Genomic DNA, 18616 nt, shown 5'->3' with positions numbered 1-18616 from the left:
GAGATTGCGCGCACGGGACGTCTTTTCACTTATACCCCGGTGCGTGGTTGCCGCGTCATGTCTGGCGGGGCGAAGGCGGCCGTCCGTCCATCAGAGCCGACGGGAGGGATTTTTTTGTCTACGCCATAAAGCACGGAGCGCCGTCAGGCGGATTGGGGCGCGACAAGGAGTGGAGACGATGAAAGCATTGACGTTGATGGGGTGTGCGGGGCTGGTGGCGTGCGCAACGGTGCCGCAGTCTGCCGAATTGCTGCCTTCAACCGGTGGCGGCATTGCACTGGTTTCGGCGACGGTCGATTCGACCGACAAGCTGACTGCCAAGGCCGAGACCGACATCCGTGGGGTCGATGACCCGGCATTCAAGACCCGGCTGTACGCCAGCCGGCGTGACGTACTGCGCACCATGACGGCCCAGTCGGACCCGAACGGGCAGTTGGCGGTACTGGATCTCAAGCCGGGGCGTTATGTCGTGGTCGGCGCGTATACGAGTTGGGGTGTCGGTGGTGCGGGGGTCGACAGCAATGCGCGCCAGACCTTCATTCCCATCAATCGCGAGTTCGAAGTCAAGGCTGGCGAGGTCGTCTACCTCGGGAGTCTGGCGTTTACGCTCGACAACAACGAACGCGCTACCGTGCAGAATGCGTGGACGCGCGATGCATCGCATCTGCAGGCAACGCGTGGCGTGCAGCAGGTCAACGGACTGGTGACGCGGCTGATTGCCCCGGAGGGCGAGGTGTTCCGGCGCCGCTAGGTGGTGAAGGCGTTCACAGACCCGGTACGCGCGAGGGGCGTAGGCTCGGGGGTGCGCTTCTCTCCAGGAGTCCCGTGACCCCGATGACCCCGCCGGGGCCAACACGGGGCGCCGCTGCTTGCCACGATCGTTTGGCAGGTACTGGCAAGTGCAGGCGAACCGATTCGATCCAGACGCCGGGTGTTGCCAACCGTTGCGATCTTGAGTCGGTGCCGCCGGAGCGGCTGCCACGGGCATCACGGCGGCCATCACCGCCACTGATGTCAAAATCGCTGGCGGGGAACTTGGTCCGGGGTCTGTCGCTCCATTAGCTTGCCAATCTGCACAAAGGAACCGAATACATGCGCGCTTGCTCCCTCTTGTTACTTCCGCTCGCCCTGGGGCTTGTTGCCTGCGAAAAGGTCGAGCCGATCGCCCAGCAGGCGGCGTCGGCCGTGGTTGCCGAAACGCTGAAGCAGGCCGGCGGGCAGGCGCAAGCGGTGCTCGACAAAGCCAAGAGCGACGCCAACGACACGCTGTCGGGCATGGGGATCGATGCCAGCGCCGCGGTCGACTCGCTCAAGGAAAAGGCGCGTGCGGCGCTCAAGGAGCAGGCTGCATCGCTTGGCGCCGGCGACTGGCGCTCGCTGGAGCAGCACGTCGGCAAATATCCGCGCGATATCGGCCTGTATACCGATGTCAGCCCGATTGCCCCCGAACTCAAGCGTCTGCTGGGCGCCCGGTTTGAGACCTTCAAAGCATGGATGGAGACGCAGGGGCCGCTGCAGCAGGAGCAGGGTGTGCTCTATACCACCGGCAACAAGCCGCACGCGGCCGGTGACGGAAGCGCTTATTTGCTGATCGATCCAGCCAATCGTAAGCTCGAGGTCGGCATGATGTCCAAGGGCAAGCTGGTGGTCTACGCCAGTGCCGGTGACGCCATCCATAAACCCAAGGATGTCGAGACCGTGGTCCAGAACATGGCCAGCCGATAGGGCACGTGTCGAATCCGGCAAACAAAACCGCACAGATGTGCGGTTTTGTTCTTTCTATGGGTTGTTTTCATGGTTGTTACTGGTAACTTTTTGGCTGTAGTAAGGGTTGCCTTTTGTGTCAAAATACTTGCCATATTTTGCAATGACGTGCCCCGCTTCCGGGCCGCAGCCGCGAAAGCCCGCGCTGGCATAGGGCTTGTGACATGCTAGAACCAATGAAAGGAAGCGGCACTCCCTTACTAAGGGAAAGAGGGCATGTAGTTGTTTTTCAAATCAATGGTATAAACCATTGCAATTCAGGATACGCTGTCCTCCCCCTGTGGGTTTTCAGGTTGCCGGGCCGGGAGGATTGCTTGAGGAGTACTCATGCAAGACATTCTGCTGGTATCCGGGACGCGTCCCGAAATCATCAAGATCGCGCCGCTGTACCATGCCCTCAAAGCCCATACGCGGGCGAACGTTCAATGGCTGCATACCGGTCAGCATGGCGAGATGGCGCAGCAGATCCTCGCCTGTTTCGATATCGTGCCGGACATCGTGCTCGAACGCCGTGGCAGTAGCCTGGCCGATTTCAGCATCGGTTGCCGCGAGCAGCTTGAAGAAGTCATGCTGAGCAGGAGCTGGTCACTGGTGGTTGTGCAAGGCGATACCGAAAGCGCCTTTCTCGGCGCCCTGGCCGGTTTCTATCACCGCGTGCCGGTGGCCCATATCGAGGCAGGCCTGCGTACCTACAACCCCGACCGGCCGTTCCCGGAAGAGGGGATCCGCCAGATGATCGGCCGGGTCGCCCGTTTCCATTTCCCGCCGACACCGCGTGCACGCGAAGCCCTGCTCAAGGAAAACATCGCCGACAAGCACATCACCATGAGCGGCAATACCGTGGTCGACGCGCAGCAGTGGGTGATGAACAACCGCGGCATCCGTCGTCGTGCGGAAGGGCGCGGACACATGCTGGTGACCGTGCATCGCCGCGAAAACTGGGGCAATGACGTCGAGGAAATCTGTCATGCGATTGCCGATATCGCGACGCGTCATCCCGAACTTGAGGTGCTGTTTCCGGTGCACTTGAATCCGGTCATCCAGAAGCCGGTACGCAACATTCTCGGCCATGTGGCCAACGTGAAGCTGACTGCGCCGATGGATTATCTGGACATGCAGCAGGCCCTGGCCGATTCATGGCTGGTCCTGACCGATTCGGGCGGTTTGCAGGAAGAAGCGCCGACGTTCGGCGTGCCGCTGCTGGTGCTGCGTGACGAGACCGAGCGCCCCGAGGCAATCGAGGCCGGTTGTGCCCGGCTGGTCGGCACGCGCCGCGAAACGATCGTCGAGCAGGTCGAAGCGCTCTGGTCTGACGCCGATGCCTACCGTGCGATGCAGCGGGCCGGCAATCCGTTCGGTGACGGCAAATCCTGCGAGTACATCGTGGCCGCCCTGCGCAAGGGCCTTTCCTACACGCCCCACAACCAGGCTCCGGATTTCGCCTGACCGCGGACTAGCTGAATGTCATTTCTGGATATTTTTTCGACCTACCTGTACGGCCTGAAGCTGGTCGCCATCATCTTCGCGATGATGATGCTGATCAGCGGCCTCGATGACCTGTTCATCGACATCGTGTACTGGTCGCGCCGGTTCTGGCGGGCGATTACCGTCTACCGCAACCATGATCACCTCGATTACAAGGCCTTGTACGAACCGGCCGAGAAGCCGCTGGCGATCATGGTGCCGGCTTGGCACGAAACCGGCGTGATCGGCAAGATGGCCGAGCTGGCGGCGACGACGCTCGATTACGAGAACTACCACATCTTCGTCGGTACCTATCCGAACGATCCGGATACGCAGAACGATGTCGATGTGGTCTGCGCGCGCTTTCCCAATGTCCACAAGGTCGTCTGCGCGCGTCCGGGGCCGACCAGCAAGGCCGACTGCCTGAACAACGTGCTCGACGCGATCCAGCAGTTCGAGCACAGCGCCAAGTTCGAGTTCGCCGGTTTCATCCTCCACGATGCCGAAGACGTGATTTCCGACATGGAGTTGCGGCTGTTCAATTACCTGATCGATCGCAAGGATCTGATCCAGATCCCGGTCTACCCGTTCGAGCGTACGTGGACCAACTTCACCAGCCTGTCCTATCTCGACGAGTTCGCCGAACTGCACGGCAAGGATGTGCCGGTGCGGGAAGCGCTGGCCGGCCAGGTGCCGAGCGCCGGGGTCGGTACCTGCTTCAGCCGCCGCGCGGTGCTGGCGCTGCTGGCCGACGGTGACGGTATTGCCTTCGACGTCCAGAGTCTGACCGAGGACTACGACATCGGCTTCCGGCTGAAGGAAAAGGGCATGAAGGAAATCTTCGTGCGTTTTCCGGTCATTCGCGAGTCGCAGCGCAAGGGCGTCGGCAATCTGCTGTTCGGGCAGAACGAGCGCGACTCGAACGTGATCTGCGTTCGCGAGTACTTCCCCGACACCATGCAGACGGCGGTCCGGCAGAAATCGCGCTGGATCATCGGCATCGTCTATCAGGGGTTCAAAACCCACCGCTGGACCAGCAACTGGACGCTCAACTATTTCCTGTGGCGCGATCGCAAGGGCGCGATCAGCAACTTCGTCAGCTTCATCGCGTCGCTGATCCTGCTGCAGTTGCTCGGCCTGTGGCTGTACCAGCGGCTGTGGCCCGATGCCTACCATTTCCTGTCGATTTTCGAAGGCGACATCTGGCTGGTCTCGCTGCTGTGGATCAACTTCCTGCTGATGAGCAACCGGATGCTGCAGCGGATCATCTTCGTTTCGGGCTATTACGGCCTTTCCCAAGGGCTGATGGCGCTGCCGCGCCTGTTCTGGGGCAATCTGATCAACTTCCTCGCCAACTGGCGGGCGTTGAGCCAGATCATTGCCCAAGGGGATCCGCGCCGGGTGGCATGGGACAAGACGACACACGATTTTCCGAGCGTTGGCGGCGAGAACCGGGCACGTCATCCACTGGGGCAGATCCTGATCGAGCAAGGCGTGCTGACGCAGGCACAGCTGGAAGCCGCGCTGGCGCACCGCATACCCGGCCTTCGTCTCGGCAGTTGTCTGGTCCACGAAGGCGTGATCAGCGCGGAGCAGCTCGCCAGGGCAGTCGCAGTACAGAGTCATGTCGACTACGAGCCGGTCGATGCCTACGCCTTGTCCGAGGACTTGGTCGCGAAGGTCCCGGCGCCGATTGCCTTGCATTACGTGATCGTGCCGGTTCGCGAGGAGGGCGATACGCTCGTCGTGGCCAGCGAGTCGGACATCGATCCGGTGTCGATGGCTGCACTGTCGCGCAAGCTGGACCGGCCGGTCCGTTACGTGATTGCCGCCAAGGGGCAGGTCGCGGTCGGTCTGCGTCGCTGGTATGTCCGGGCGCCGCAAGAAGACCCGCGTGCCTTGCTCGATGCGGCCGTGGCTGCGCAGTTGCTCGACCGCGCACGGGCGGAAGATATCTGGCAATCGTTCGTTTCCATGCAGGTGCTGCTTGCGGAAATCCTGATGTCACTGGGGCATATCGGCCTTGCCGCCCTGAATGCACTGCTGTTGCGGCACGAGCGCAGTGACCTGACCTTCGGCCAGTTTCTGGTCGACGAGGGGGTCATCAGCAGCGCGACCCTGGATGAGGCATTGCGGCTGCAGCGCGAACTGCAACCCGACATGCGGGCGTTGCTGCAACAGAACGGCATCGGTGTCGATGCGCTCGATTCACTTCGTCCGGCAGCGGCAGCATGAATGCACAGATGAAAATACTGCCCACCTTGCTGGCCTTGGCCCTGGCCGCGCCGGCGGTGGGCGCAGTGGAAAAGAACTTCGATCTCGGTGACGAGGTCAGCAGCTACCAGCGTTTCATCCTCTACCCGCATTTGCAGAAAGGCTTTGCGTCGCTGGAACGCGGTGATGACCGGCGTGCGATCGACGAGTTCGAGGCCGCGCGGCGTCTGGCGCCCCGCAATGCGACGATCGCACTCTATCTGGCGAATGCGTACGAGCGTACCGGTCAGCCTGACCGTGCGGAAACGGTGCTCGAATCTGCGAGACGGGCCACGCCGAACGATGTCCGTGTGACGCAAGCACTGGCTGCGCTGCAAGGGGTGAAGCCGGTGGCGCCGCCCGATGATGAGTTCGACGCAAAACCGGACTCGCAGACGGCGGAGAGCGCACCAGCACCCGAGGGCGCGCCGCCCGCCGCGGACTGCGCACAGGACAGAACGCCAGTGTGCCGCGCCATGGCCGGCAATGCGGCGTTGCGTCGCGGACAGCTGGCACAGGCGCAGGCCGAGCTCGACGACCCCGGCTTTGCAGCCAGTCCTGAAGGCATTGCCCTGCGTCATGCCCTGTTGCAGCGGTCGATTTACCTGAAAGACTGGAAACGGGCCGAGACGCAGCTGGAAGCACTGAAATCGGCCAACGCGCTGACCAGCAACGAGCGCAGCCAGTGGCTCAACGTTTTGCTGGCGCAGGGCCGGGTCGATGCGGCGCGGACACTGCTCGAACAGGGGGGCGCAAGTCGCGCCCAGGATCAGCTTGCCTATGCGCAGGCGCTCTCGCGCCAGCGTGACGGTGCCGAGCTGACGCGGTTCATGGCAGGCAAGCAGCCCGCATTCCAGAACGCGGCTGACGAGCGGCAGTGGATGGGGCTGCTGCAGCGAAACGAAGCACTGCTTGCCGACTACACGCCCCGGTTTGCAGCAAACCGTGGCGAGCAGGCCGCGGTGCTGGTGCCGAAGCTGATCGAGCAGGGCAAGGACGATGCCGCACAACGCCTGCTCGACTACCTGCCTGCGGACCAGTTGCTGAATGAGCGCTTTACCCTCAGCCTCAAGCGCGGCCAGCTTGCGCAGGCGGAGCGGCAAGCTTCGGCACTGCTGCGCGAGCGCGGCAATGATCCCGCATTGCTGGATACGCTCAGCTACCAGTTGATTCAGGCCGGCGGCAAGCCGCAGGCGGCGAGGCTGCTGCTTGATCGCTATCCGTTTGACGACGCGCGACCCTTGCGTCGGGCCGCGCTGGAGCAGCGACTGGCGCAACTGGCGAGCGAGGATCCGGCACTGCTGACCGCTGCCGACAAAACCAAGCTGGCGCGGCCGCTGGATACCGTGGGCCAGCGGAGCCGTCAGGCCGCCATTTTTGCGGGCATCAAGGACTGCAAACGGGTGCACACGCTGCTGGGCGATTTGTCGCCGGACTACGATCACGATGCCTGGATGCGGCTGGGCGACTGCTACCGCGAAACGGCCCCGGGTCTGGCGCAGTACAGTTACGACGAAGCGAACCTGCGCGCACCGGGCGGCGATGCGACCCGGGCGCTGGCCTATCAGGCCTTCGCGACCAAGGACTACGCGACTGCGCTGCAGGCCTGGGTGTCCTTGCCGCAGGACGAACTCAAACCGGCCGAACTGCTGTCCGCTGCGACCACCGGTGTCAGCGCTGGCGATACTGCCGCAGCAAGGCGTTGGCTGGATGCGTATTCGGCGCAGGGTGGCAATCAGGACGACCAGTACTGGTCGCTGCGCGCACAGACCGAATCCGACCCGGCCCGGCAGGCGGAGGCGCTGGAGCAGGCGATTGCGATCCGGCCCGACGTGAATTACTACCTCCGTCTGGCCGCGTTGCAAAGTGAAGCCAAGGACGACAAGGCGGCGCTGGATACCTTGAAGTGCGCGCAGGCGCTGCAGCCGGACGATCCGGAGCTGCTGACCACGCTGGGTTACGCCTACTGGCGCGCCGGCGATGCCGCCAAGTCACGCGAGGTGCTCGAACAGGTGCGAGCGCGCAATCCGAATGATCCGGCCGTCATCCAGCAACTGGTGTACGTGAACCAGCGCTTGACCGACAACAAGGCCGCACGCGCCTATGCGCGCCTGGCCATCGATGACCTCAACAGCTATCCGCCCGAAGACAAGACCGACGAAGTGCTGGATCAATGGTTCGGTTTCCGTCGTCTGCATGAAGATCTGGGGCGACGATGGACCTTCAGCGCAGGCGGGTTCAGCGGTTCGGGCACCGGTGGTCTGAGCAGCCAAGCCGAGCCCGGCAACCCCTACCGCAGCTACGCGCAGGTTGAAGCAGCCTACCGGCTTGGCGATCCGGCGATCCGGGACGGCCGGACGCTGGAGGCCTATGCGCGGATCTTTGCCGGCAGCAGTGACAGCGAGGACGGTCACGATGCATTGCCGATCTACCAGCCGATGCTTGGCGCCGGTCTGCGCTGGAAGCCGTTCGGAACCCGCGCGTTTTATCTTGCGGCCGAAGCGCAAACGCCACTCGACAAGAGCGGCAACGGCGAATTCGACTACATGCTGCGCGCGAGTGCATCGCTGTTCAACGACGGGCGTTTCAGCGACGACTGGCATGAGTCGGGCAGGGGCTGGATGGCGCAGAACCTTTATCTGGATACCGCGTATTACATCAAGGCGGAACGCGTGGCGGCGACGGCCGATTACCGTCTCAGCTATCACAAGAAGGTTTTCAGCGGGCAGACCATCGAACCGTATGCGCACGTCCAGTACAACGCGATCCATGATGATGAAGGCGGCAGTGATGACTTCCGGGCCGGTGTCGGGGTGCGCTGGAATTTCTGGTACGGTCAGAACGAGTACGACGCCTACCGGCACAAGACCAGTGTCGGCGTCGAGTTCCAGCACGCGTTCCGGACCTATCTGGACGAGACCAACAGCGTGTTCGTGACTTTCGGAGGTATTTGGTGAGACGGCGTTGGACAGGACTCTTGCTGGCGGTATTGCTCGCGTTGCCGGTCATGGCGAAGGCCATGACGGCCATCGTCTATCAGCCGCAACTGCGTGACCGGGACGTGCCGGCAGCCAGCTGGCCGCACATTTTCGGCGTCGCGCGGGCGCAGGGCTTCGATACGCTTGTGGTGCAATGGACCCGGCATGGCGAAGGCGGGTTTACCGCCGCCGCCGATCAGGACTGGCTTGCGGCCCGCTTTGCCGATGCCAACGCGGCCGGGCTGAAGCTGATTCTCGGCTTGAACTCCGATCCGGACTTCTACATTCGCCAGCAGCAGTCGGCACGCACGCTCACCAGCTATCTCCGCCGCCTGTCGCGTGACGATCTGAATCTGGCGAAGCTGTGGGCCGGCCGGCTCGACCCGGCGCTGATCCAGGGCTGGTATCTGCCGGCGGAAATCGATGATGTCCAATGGCGCGAAGCCGATACCTACGACGTGCTGACGAACCATCTGTCGAACCAGGTCAGGCAGCTGCGCAAGGTACTCGACCGGCCGGTTTACGCGAGCAGCTTCTTTGTCGGCAATATGGCGCCTCAGACCTATGCCCGGATGCTCGGCCAGCTTGAGCAGGAGAGCGGCGTCCGGCTGTGGGTCCAGGATGGCGCCGGCACCGGCAAACTCAACGTTGCCGAGCGTCAGGTCTATCTGGACGCGGTCAGCAATGTGCATGCGGACTGCCAGAAGCCGGCCAGTCGCGGTGTCGTCTTCGAGCTGTTCGTGCAGACCGGCGACGATACCGCTTTCCGTGCCGAGCCGCGTCCGCTTGACGAGGCCAGGCACATTCTTGCCAAACGGGCGGAGTGTGGCCGTGACAGCGTGTTCTTCTCGCTGCGCTACCTGCCGGCGCTGAACGGCGCGCTGCCGTACTGAAATCCGTCAGATGCGCGTCGCGACGGCCAGACCGGTCAGTAGTACGACCACGGTCAGGCCGAAGCGCAGGCGCATGAACCAGGCCGGGTAGTGGCTCGGATCGGCGCGGTTGAGCAGCATGTCCGCGCCGTACTGGGCCACGTACATCGCCAGCATCAGCCAGATGCCCACGCGCCACGGGGCGAGGACGGCGGCCCAGGCCACCAGCGGCGGTAGCACCGCCCAGCTCATCCGCAGCCAGCGCTCGCTGTTGCTGAGGTCGGGCTCAAGGCCGAGCGCCCAGTGCAGGCCACCCAGAAAACTCAGGATGCTGGCGGCGTAGGCGAAGTACGTCGTCAATGCGTGCCCGCGCGTCAGCGGATCGCCGCTCCAGCCTAGGGCAGCAAAAAACACGAAAGGCAACAGGCCGGCTATGCCCAGCACCAGCGCGGGTAGCGGGATGCGCTCGCTGGCGGGGGCGTGCGAATGAAGTGAGCCTAGCATGATGCGCTCCGACAGCAGCCTGTTGATGCCTGTTTGATCCGCTTGCGGGCATTCGGTTCATCGCCGTCGGCGGTGCATCGCGGTACGATGGGTTGATTCAACCGGGAGACAGGCATGATCAAGGGCATCATCAGTGACATGGACGGCGTGATCTATCGTGGCAAACAGCTGATCCCGGGGGCGCAAGCCTTCGTGAAGCGCCTGCAGGATGCCGATACGCCGTTTCTGTTCCTGACCAACAACGCCGAGCAGACGCCGCTCGACCTCAAGCTCAAGCTGCAGCAGCTCGGGATTGCCGGGCTGACCGAAGACAACTTCATCACCAGCGCCATGGCCACGGCAATGTTCCTCAAGCAGCAGAAGGAGCACGCAACGGTATTTGTCGTGGGTGGCGGCGGCTTGATCAACGAGCTGTACAACGTCGGTTTTTCGATCTCGGAATCGCATCCCGATTACGTCGTGGTCAGCAAAACCACGAGCTTTTCGTTCGAACAGCTGAAGAAGGCGGTGAGGCTGATCGATGGTGGTGCCAAGTTCATCGGGACCAATCCGGACATGATCGATCCGATCGAGGGCGGATACGAACCCGCGGCAGGGACCTTGCTGGCGGCGATTGCCGCAGCCACGGGCAAGCAGCCCTATATCGTCGGCAAGCCGAATGCGCTGATGATGATGCTGGCGTCGCGCAAGCTTGGCCTGCATCCGGAGGAGGCGCTGATGGTGGGCGACCGGATGGACACCGATATCGTTGGCGGCATGGAGGCGGGGATGAAGACGGCGCTGGTGCTCTCGGGCGTGACCACGCAGGGCATGATCGACGATTTCCCGTACCGGCCCGACTACGTGTTTCAGAATGTCGGCGAAATATCGCTCGATACGCTGTAAACGCTACCGCCCAGTTCGGGAGACAGCGACAGTACCGGCGCCGCGATGACGCGGTTCCGGCCGCAGTGCTTGGCACGGTAGAGCGCCGCATCGGCCTGGGCAAACGTTGCCGATGCCGCCGGGTTGGTGTCGTGGCGCATTGTCGCGACGCCAAACGATGCCGTAACGCCCAGCGAATGATGGCCGTGCTGAACGGTCATGGCAGCAACGGCTTCGCAGTAGCGCGTTGCCGCATCGGTTGCGGCTGCCAGCGTGGTTTCCGGCATCAGGATCGCAAACTCTTCGCCACCGATGCGGGCGACCAGATCGGATTGGCGCGACATCGTTTGCAGGGTCGCGCTGACCGCCTTGAGCACGGTGTCGCCCCCCGGATGCCCCCAGTTGTCGTTGATGGCCTTGAAGTGGTCGAGGTCGATCAGGATCAGCGAGGTCGGCAGCGCATAACGCAGCGCCCGCGTGTGCTCGGCCTCGAGTTGCTGCATGAACACGCGCCGGTTGGCGAGGCCGGTCAGGCCGTCGGTCATGGCCAGCATTTTCAGTGCGCGCCGCTGGGTCAGTACGACGATGAAGGCGCCCGCCAGTACGGCACCCAGCGTCACCAGTACGGCAAGCAGGATCAGCGTGAAATGGCCGGCCTCGACCAGCAGGTTGCGCTGGGCATCGTCGGCCTTGGTGATGGCATTGCTGGTCTCCAGCGAAATCAGGTTGACGAGCTGACCGCCTTCTTCGAGCAAACCGCGCACACGGGTGCGCGTGGCCACGGTGTTGTCGCCGTGCAGGATCAGCGTGCGCAGTTGCTGCAACACCCGTTCTAGCTTGCCGCGATACTGCTGCATGTGGGCCAGATGCAGCGGCAGGAGCGCTGCGCGGCGATAGCTGGCTTCGATGAGGTCCAGTTGCAGCATCAGGAGTTCTTCGGTGTTCTGGTAGGGGAGCAGCGTGCCATCGCGGGAGTTCGGCAAGCGGGTTTCGACAACGGAGTTGAACCGCTCCCAGACTGAGGACAGGCGAGCACTGTGATAACCGACGATGCTCGCCGGTTTGTCGAAGGTGCGTTGCATGCTGCTGAAGACCGTGGCCGCGCTTGCAACCAGTGTCATGCCGACGATGAACAGAATGCCGGAAATCAGCAGGCTGAGCCGGTAGCGATAGCAGAACCGGCTTATTCGGCCGTAACCGGTTTGATCAAGACCAGATTCCAGATCCATAGCATCCCCCGGGTCGACTCGAGCGACGCCGTTTCGTCGGGCCACAGCAAGCGCAATGGCCCTTTCTGCCTGATGGTGAGTTCCCGCATTTCAAAGCGGGTTGCGATGAGTGGATCGCGCAACCGCCAGTTGGCAGCGGCAATGTCCAGGGTGTAGCGGTCGGCGGCCGAGAAGCGCAATGTTGCGCTCTCCGAAAGACCGTAGCGTTTCAGCAGGTCATTGAGCTTGATGCCCTGGAACGTCCCCCGTTCGCCCCAGATCAGCGACAGGTCGACCTTGTAGTGCGGCAAGGCTTCCAGATCGGCCAGTGTCAGTGCCAGCCGTTTTTCGCCGTCTCCCAGTTGCAGTACGGTTTCTTTGTTGACCGGCGGGGGCCAGGCTCGCACATCGGCCTGAACGCCGGCAGCCATGGCCACGCTGCTTTGCATGAGCAAGGCGACGGGCGTGGCCGCGCACAATGACAGGGAGAAAATGCGCAATGCATTGCGCATGGAGAGTGCTCCGGATAGCCCGCGGAAACGAAACCGACTAGGCACTGGAGTGCGACGGTTGGTTTCGGTTCCTGAAATTAAAGTGTTCGCCGCACCGTCGCTGTGGAAATTCAGATGAGTGGCGAGGCGATCAGCGGCTTCGTTGTCGAATCCAGAGGCCTTCCAGCGTATAGAGCACGATCGCGAGCCAGATCAAGGCGAAGCCGATGAGTCTGGCGTGCCCGAAAGGCTCGTGCCAGAGCCAGATGCCCAGCAGCAGTTGCACGGTGGGTCCGGTGTACTGGAGGATGCCCAGGAGCGAGAGCGGGATGCGCCGCGCGCCGGCCGCAAACAGCAGGAGCGGTACGGCAGTGATCGGCCCTGCCAGCAAGCAGAGCAGCTGAACGGTTCCGCTGGCGTCGGTGAAGCCGGACTGCCCGCTGCCGATCAGCCAGAGCAGGGCGCCACCGGCGAACGGAAACAGCAGCAGCGTTTCGAGCGACAGCCCTTCCAGCGCGCCGAGCGATGCGGTTTTGCGCAGCAGGCCGTAGGTCCCGAACGTCACGGCAAGCAGCAGTGCAATCCACGGCAGCTGGCCCGTTTGCCAGGTCAGCCAGCCGACACCGGCTGCGGCAGTGGCGATGGCAAGCCATTGGCCGGGGCGCAGCCGTTCATGCAGGAACAGCACGCCGAACAGGACGTTGACCAGCGGATTGATGTAGTAACCCAGGCTGGCATCGATGACCCGACCCGCCTGGACCGCCCAGATATAGGTGAACCAGTTGGCGCTGAGCAGCAGTGCGGAGACCATGAAGCCCGCCAGCAGTTTCGGCTGATGCCGCAGTTGCCCGAGCCATGCCCACTGGCGGCGGAATGCGAGAATCACGCCGAGAAAGACCAGCGACCAGACCATCCGGTGCAGGAGGATTTCACCTGCCGGAATACCGGTCAACGCCTTGAGGTAAAGCGGAAGCAGACCCCAGATCAGGAAGGCCAGGGTTGCGTAGAGGATGCCGATTTGCATGGGGCGGACGACCGAAGGTGGCTGTCCAGTTTAGGCCGGTTGTCGCCGGGATGATCGGTACAGACTGCACCGCATTGAGGCGGTGCAGTCCTTTGAGGCTTAGTTGCCGCCGAGTGGCAGCACGGTGCGGCCGTAGGTTTCGTTGAGGACTTCGGCGATGGCGGTATAGAACGCCGATGCACCGCAAACGAGGCCCACCACGCCGGCGCAGCGTGTCAGTGCCACGCTGCCGGTGAATTCCGCTGCAGCGAGCAGGAAGAAGAGAATGGTCAGCGTGCCGAAGACCACGCGGCTGGCCAGGCTGGCGCGCAGCGTACCGACAAACAGGCACAGGGTGAACAGCCCCCACATCAGCATGTAGGCGCCCATGCCGTCAGCGTTTTGTGCTTCGACCCAGCCGAGCTTCGGCATCACCAGCAGTGCGACCAGCGAGAGCCAGAACATGCCGTACGAAGTGAAGGCGACCGTGCCGAAGGTGTTGCCCTTCTTCCATTCCATGACGCCGGCGATCACTTGCGCCAGCCCGCCGTAGAAAAGGCCCATAGCCAGAATCATGCTGCCGAGCGGAATCCAGCCGACGTTGTGCACATTGAGCAGCACGGTCGTCATGCCGAAGCCGAGCAGACCGAGCGGGGCGGGGTTGGCGGTGGTGTCCTTGGTTTGAACGAGCTGAATGTCGGTCATGATGGTCCTGTCATGTAAAACAAAAGCCGGCGCCATGGGCGCCGGTCGCAAAAAAAGAGGAAGGCCTGCCGTTCGGGCAGGCCTTCCGGGCCGTGAGGATGATGCGGGTGCCGGGCTTACCGGTATTTGCGTCGGATCAAATGTGTGTCAACTCAATTGACCCAGTACTGCCCATTCGCGGATCTGGCGCATCATGTCGATGTCCATCTGCCGGTACGCCGCTTTCAGGTAGGCCGCGTAATCGATTTCGCCTTCGCCGGCGCCCGGACCGGGTTCGGGCACGGTGGTGTCATAGACGAAACGCAGGAAGAGGTGACCTTCTTCCGGCGATTCCAGCGTGATGGCCAGCGTGCCGCCCGGATGCTGTGCGTTGGCTTCGGTTTCGAACCGTATGGCCGAGTTCAGTACCAGCGAGATCCGGTCCCGCACGATGAACTGGCCGAAATCGACTTCGCGCAACACCCAGTCGCCGCCGCGTTCGAGGATCGTCACTTGCTCGATGTGTTCGAGAAAACGTTGCGGCGCCTCGACACGCAACATCAGGCCTTGCCACAGTTGCTCGACGCTCAGTGCAACGACGGCCGGGTTGTTGGCGTCGTTGACTTCGATCAGATGCTCGAAGCGCATGCTGCCTGGCCTCGATCAGTGATGACGGCCGCCGCCACCGTGGCGACGCGGGGTCGAGAACAGTGCCGCAATCGGCGTATTTTCGTTCGACGCCGGCTGCTGGTGATCCCAGCGCGAGCTGTCGCCGCCACCGCCGCTACCTTGCTGGCGACGGTTGCCGCCACCTTGGCCGCCACCTTGGCCGCCACCACCCTGGCCGCCGGCACTGTTGCCGCGTGGCGCGCGATTGCCGTTGGCCTGGTCTTGCTGGTTGCCCTGGCGCTTCTGGCCCTGGCCTTGGCGCGGCTGTCCCTGGTTGCTGCCTTGACCGCCTTGACCGCCTTGACCACCCTGGCCGCGCGGCTTGCCGCCCTGGCCTTGCGAACGTGGCTTGGGTTGCTGTTCACCGTTGCCGCCCTGGCGGCGCTGCTGGCCTTCGCCTTCCGCGCGCGGTTGGCGCTGCTGGCGTTGACCCTGGCCCTGACCTTGACCGCCCTGACGACGCGGCTGTTGTTGCTGGCCACGACGACCTTGCAGGATCGGTTCCGGCTTGGCATCCGGATCGGGCTCGAAACCTTCGATCACTTCCTTCGGAATCGGGCGCTTGATCAACCGTTCGATATCGGCGAGCAGCTTGTGCTCGTCCACGCAGACCAGCGAGACCGCCTCGCCCTCGGCGCCGGCACGACCGGTACGGCCGATCCGGTGCACGTAGTCCTCGGGGACGTTCGGCAGCTCGTAGTTGACCACGTGCGGCAATTCGTCGATGTCGATGCCGCGCGCGGCGATGTCGGTGGCGCAGAGCACCTGCAAGGTGCCGGCCTTGAACTCGGTCAGTGCGCGGGTGCGGGCGCTCTGGCTTTTGTTGCCGTGGATCGCCAGTGCGCTGATGCCGTCCTTGTCGAGCTGTTCTGCCAGCCGGTTGGCGCCGTGCTTGGTCCGGGTGAATACCAGCACCTGGAACCAGTTGTGCTGCTTGATCAGGTGCGCGAGCAGCTGGCGTTTCTTGTCGCGATCAACCGGGTGGACCTTTTGCGCGATGGTGTCGGCCGTGGCGTTGCGGCGGGCGACTTCGATCAGCGCCGGGTTGTCGAGCAGCTTGTCCGCGAGCGCCTTGATGTCGTCGGAGAAGGTCGCCGAGAACAGCAGGTTCTGGCGCCTCGCCGGCAGCAGTGCGAGCACTTTCTTGATGTCGTGAATGAAGCCCATGTCGAGCATGCGGTCGGCTTCGTCGAGGACCAGCGTGTCGATATGGCTCAGATCAACGGTTTTTTGCGAGGCGTGGTCAAGCAGACGGCCCGGCGTGGCGACGAGGATGTCGATCTTGCTCTTGAGTGCCTTGATCTGCGGATTGATGCTGACGCCGCCGAACATCACCATCGATTTGATGTCGCTGTACTTGCCATAGACGCGCACGCTTTCCTCGACCTGGGCGGCGAGTTCGCGCGTCGGTGTCAGCACGAGTACGCGGATCTTGCCGTGGTCGGTCGGATTCCGGGCGAGGCGTTCGAGAATGGGCAGCAGGAAGCCGGCGGTTTTGCCGGTGCCGGTCTGGGCGCCGGCGAGCAGGTCGCCACCGTTGAGAATGGCGGGAATGGCCTGCGTCTGGATCGGGGTCGGTTCGTTGTAGCCGGCATCCTGCACGGCACGCACGAGTACGTCACTCAAGCCAAGGGAAGAGAAGGTCATAGACTATCCGGTGTGATCGGCCGGCCGCCTTTCACGGGCGCCAGTCTGCGGCTGATCGGGTATTTGGGTTGGTTCGGACTGGAACGACAACGGAGCGGTCACATGCCGGCTGGAGCCGGAACATTGCATCGGACCACTGTGAAACGGAATCGCATTATACGATAGCCCGGCGACAATGCCAGTAGCTTGTCGCCGGGACGAAAGGTGAAATTGTTACGAGTTGGTTTTGCGGCGGACGATCACGCACTGGTAGACGCCACCGAAGTAGGTGCGCTTGTCCCAGCTGAACTGGTCGGCATGGGTGGCGTAATGCTGGATTTCATGCTGCCAGAGCGCATTGGCAAACGGTTCGAGCCAGGCGTTGACGACCTTGAGGATCCAGCGGATCGGTTGCCACAGGGCGGGGCGGTGATAGTCGACGAACACGGCTTTGCCGCCTTCCGGCAGTTGCGCCAGCATATGGTCGACAATGTCGCGTTTTTTGTAATCCGGTACTTCGTGCAGCAGGAAGAAGCTGCAGATCAGGTCGTAGGGCTGATCGGCGGTGTGCTTGGCGGCATCGGCGCGAATGACGCTGGCCCACGGCTTGCCGGCGAGCTTGGCTTCACCGTGGGCGACCTGTGCCGGGGTGATGTCGGTCAGGTCGAACGCGCCATTGGGGCCGACCTTGTCGGCAACGCGGCTGACGAGATCGCCGTAAACGTGCGCAACCTGCCAGACGCGCGAGCCGGGTTCGATCTCGTTCAGGTAGGCGCGCATCAGCCGCTGGTCGTTGCAGAACAGCAGCGTCTTGACCACGACGTTGTGGTCGAGCCGGTCGACCTGCGACGGGTTGACGTAGGCCCAGTCGTAAACGTCGATCAGGTAGTCGGGTACGCCATCGTAGGCTGGGCCGGTTTTGCGGGGCGGGGCCAGGGTTTGCGTGGTCATCGTGCGCTCCTCGTGGGTCGGTTTGAGACCAGCATCGCTTGCCGTTGACATCGCCACTTTGCGCTAAACCAAGTTTTACGATCTGTAGTGCCGAAGCCGTTACAACATCACGCCGGCAGGCACAATCCCCCAAACGGTCTAGGCGCCGGTCACCACGGAATGCTGCGATTGTCGTAGGTGATGAAACGGCCGCTGTCCGTTGCTTGCAGCCCGGCGATGACATCGCGCATCCCGCGAACCGATGTCGCGGCATCGATCAGCGCATAGGCGCCGCCCATGTCGGTCTGCACCCAGCCAGGATGCAGTGCCACGCAGCAGTGCCGGCCAGTCAGATCCCGTGCCAGACTGACGGTGGCGGCGTTGAGGGCGGCCTTGGCACTGCGGTAGTGGTAGTCGCCCCCACTCCCGTTGTCGGCCATGCTGCCCATTTTGCTCGAAATGTTGATGATGAGCGCTCGCGGCGCCAGACGCGGTAGCAGCGACTCGACAATCTTGACAGGGGCGATGGCATTGGTGGCCAGTGTTTCGAGCCAGGTGCCGACGTCGGTGCAACCGAGGTCTTGCATCACGCCGCCATAAATGCCAGCGTTATTGATGAGCAGGTCGATTCGGGTATGGGCCAGTTGCGAGGCCAGCATGGCCACTGCGTCCCAGTCGGTGACGTCGAGTTGCAGTAGCGTCAGCGCGGGGTGCTGCGCCAGGTCGGCCAGATCGGTCGGGTTCCGGCATGTGGCGACGACCTGCCAGCCGGCATCGAGATACTGCCGGACGAATTCGCGTCCGATACCGCGGCTGGCACCGGTGATGAAAAGGGTTTTGGACATGCTGAACAAGGTGTTGTGGGTTTCGGGCGCGAGCTTGCGCCGTGTTGCTTTGCTCTGCAAGGCGGCCGTGGTAGCGCTTGTGGCAGTAAGCGCACACGCGGACGAGGTCTACAAGTGTCCGGACGGCAAAGGCGGGGTACTTTATACCCAGACGAAATGTCCGGGTGGCAAACCGTTGTCGGAAGGCAAGGGGTCGTTCTCGGTCGTGCCGGCGCCCAAAATGCCGCCGCCGAGCGCCAGGGTCGAACCGTTGCCATCGCCTACGCCGGTCACGACCCGGTCGCGCGAACCGTCACGACGCCCGGATCCCAACGCGAGGCTGACCGAAAACTGTGATGTCGACAATCCGGACTACGATCCGTATTTCTGCACGCCGGGCAATCTTTGGGGCATCTATGGCCAGGCGTACGGGCCACCGTACGGACCTCGGCCGCGTCCCCCTTATCCGAGGCCGCCACATC

General features: G+C 63.0%; 17 protein-coding genes. 7 read left to right on the top strand and 10 right to left on the bottom strand.

Annotation, left to right across the window (positions count from 1 at the left end):
• Positions 1-178: 178 nt before the first annotated feature.
• The 6 genes from JMJ54_RS02855 to JMJ54_RS02830 all read left to right on the top strand — a co-directional run bounded on the left by JMJ54_RS02855 (position 179) and on the right by JMJ54_RS02830 (position 9352).
• The gene (locus JMJ54_RS02855; protein ID WP_203536426.1) at positions 179-751 is read left to right on the top strand and encodes a hypothetical protein; all 573 of its coding nucleotides are present in this window, start codon (positions 179-181) and stop codon (positions 749-751) included.
• A 341-nt stretch (positions 752-1092) separates the two neighbouring features.
• Positions 1093-1725 carry an Ivy family c-type lysozyme inhibitor gene (locus JMJ54_RS02850; protein ID WP_203536425.1) on the top strand — a complete coding sequence of 211 codons (633 nt, stop codon included), beginning with the start codon at positions 1093-1095 and terminating at the stop codon, positions 1723-1725.
• A gap of 366 nt (positions 1726-2091) precedes the next feature.
• Positions 2092-3210 (top strand): non-hydrolyzing UDP-N-acetylglucosamine 2-epimerase, encoded by a 1119-nt coding sequence (wecB, locus tag JMJ54_RS02845; RefSeq protein ID WP_203536424.1) that lies wholly within the window; start codon positions 2092-2094, stop codon positions 3208-3210.
• 15 nt (positions 3211-3225) lie between these two features.
• Positions 3226-5463, top strand: a complete 2238-nt coding sequence (gene nfrB, locus JMJ54_RS02840) for a cyclic di-3',5'-guanylate-activated glycosyltransferase NfrB (protein WP_203536423.1) — start codon at positions 3226-3228, stop codon at positions 5461-5463.
• A gap of 8 nt (positions 5464-5471) precedes the next feature.
• A complete protein-coding gene (locus tag JMJ54_RS02835; RefSeq protein ID WP_203536422.1) occupies positions 5472-8438 on the top strand; it encodes an NfrA family protein in 2967 nt (988 codons plus the stop codon).
• Complete coding sequence (locus JMJ54_RS02830) at positions 8435-9352, top strand: DUF4434 domain-containing protein (RefSeq protein ID WP_203536421.1); 918 nt, start codon at positions 8435-8437, stop codon at positions 9350-9352. Before JMJ54_RS02835 ends, JMJ54_RS02830 begins: the two co-directional genes overlap by 4 nt.
• 6 nt (positions 9353-9358) lie before the next feature.
• Here the strand turns inward: JMJ54_RS02830 and JMJ54_RS02825 are convergent, their stop codons facing one another.
• Positions 9359-9835, bottom strand: coding sequence for a DUF3429 domain-containing protein (locus JMJ54_RS02825; RefSeq protein WP_203536420.1), 477 nt, complete (start codon positions 9833-9835; stop codon positions 9359-9361).
• Positions 9836-9949: 114 nt separating this feature from the next.
• Between JMJ54_RS02825 and JMJ54_RS02820 the strand changes: the two genes are divergently transcribed.
• Positions 9950-10720, top strand: a complete 771-nt coding sequence (locus tag JMJ54_RS02820; RefSeq protein WP_238999840.1) for an HAD-IIA family hydrolase — start codon at positions 9950-9952, stop codon at positions 10718-10720.
• Here JMJ54_RS02820 and JMJ54_RS02815 read toward each other — a convergent pair.
• The 9 genes from JMJ54_RS02815 to JMJ54_RS02775 form a co-directional block, all read right to left on the bottom strand.
• Entirely contained in the window at positions 10684-11928 is a 1245-nt protein-coding gene (locus tag JMJ54_RS02815) for a GGDEF domain-containing protein (protein WP_203536419.1), read from the bottom strand. The two genes, JMJ54_RS02820 and JMJ54_RS02815, sit on opposite strands and share 37 nt — an antisense overlap.
• A complete protein-coding gene (locus JMJ54_RS02810; protein WP_203536418.1) occupies positions 11883-12419 on the bottom strand; it encodes a molybdopterin-dependent oxidoreductase in 537 nt (178 codons plus the stop codon). Before JMJ54_RS02810 ends, JMJ54_RS02815 begins: the two co-directional genes overlap by 46 nt.
• Before the next feature lie 130 nt (positions 12420-12549).
• Entirely contained in the window at positions 12550-13422 is an 873-nt protein-coding gene (rarD, locus tag JMJ54_RS02805) for an EamA family transporter RarD (protein WP_203536417.1), read from the bottom strand.
• Positions 13423-13521: 99 nt separating this feature from the next.
• Positions 13522-14106 (bottom strand): acetate uptake transporter, encoded by a 585-nt coding sequence (locus JMJ54_RS02800; protein ID WP_203536416.1) that lies wholly within the window; start codon positions 14104-14106, stop codon positions 13522-13524.
• A 147-nt stretch (positions 14107-14253) separates the two neighbouring features.
• The gene (locus tag JMJ54_RS02795) at positions 14254-14733 is read right to left on the bottom strand and encodes an SRPBCC family protein (RefSeq protein WP_203536415.1); all 480 of its coding nucleotides are present in this window, start codon (positions 14731-14733) and stop codon (positions 14254-14256) included.
• Positions 14734-14748: 15 nt separating this feature from the next.
• The gene (locus JMJ54_RS02790; RefSeq protein ID WP_203536414.1) at positions 14749-16401 is read right to left on the bottom strand and encodes a DEAD/DEAH box helicase; all 1653 of its coding nucleotides are present in this window, start codon (positions 16399-16401) and stop codon (positions 14749-14751) included.
• A gap of 213 nt (positions 16402-16614) precedes the next feature.
• The gene (rquA, locus tag JMJ54_RS02785; protein WP_203536413.1) at positions 16615-17331 is read right to left on the bottom strand and encodes a rhodoquinone biosynthesis methyltransferase RquA; all 717 of its coding nucleotides are present in this window, start codon (positions 17329-17331) and stop codon (positions 16615-16617) included.
• A 149-nt stretch (positions 17332-17480) separates the two neighbouring features.
• Positions 17481-18155, bottom strand: coding sequence for an SDR family oxidoreductase (locus JMJ54_RS02780; protein WP_203536412.1), 675 nt, complete (start codon positions 18153-18155; stop codon positions 17481-17483).
• 141 nt (positions 18156-18296) lie between these two features.
• Entirely contained in the window at positions 18297-18500 is a 204-nt protein-coding gene (locus JMJ54_RS02775) for a hypothetical protein (protein ID WP_203536411.1), read from the bottom strand.
• Between the last annotated feature and the right edge of the window lie 116 nt (positions 18501-18616).

Origin of the sequence: Jeongeupia naejangsanensis (assembly GCF_016865585.1) — a bacterium.
Classification (GTDB): Bacteria; Pseudomonadota; Gammaproteobacteria; order Burkholderiales; family Chitinibacteraceae; genus Jeongeupia; species Jeongeupia naejangsanensis.
Note: the sequence above shows the minus strand (reverse complement) of the source record. Positions and strands in the feature narration are given on the sequence as shown.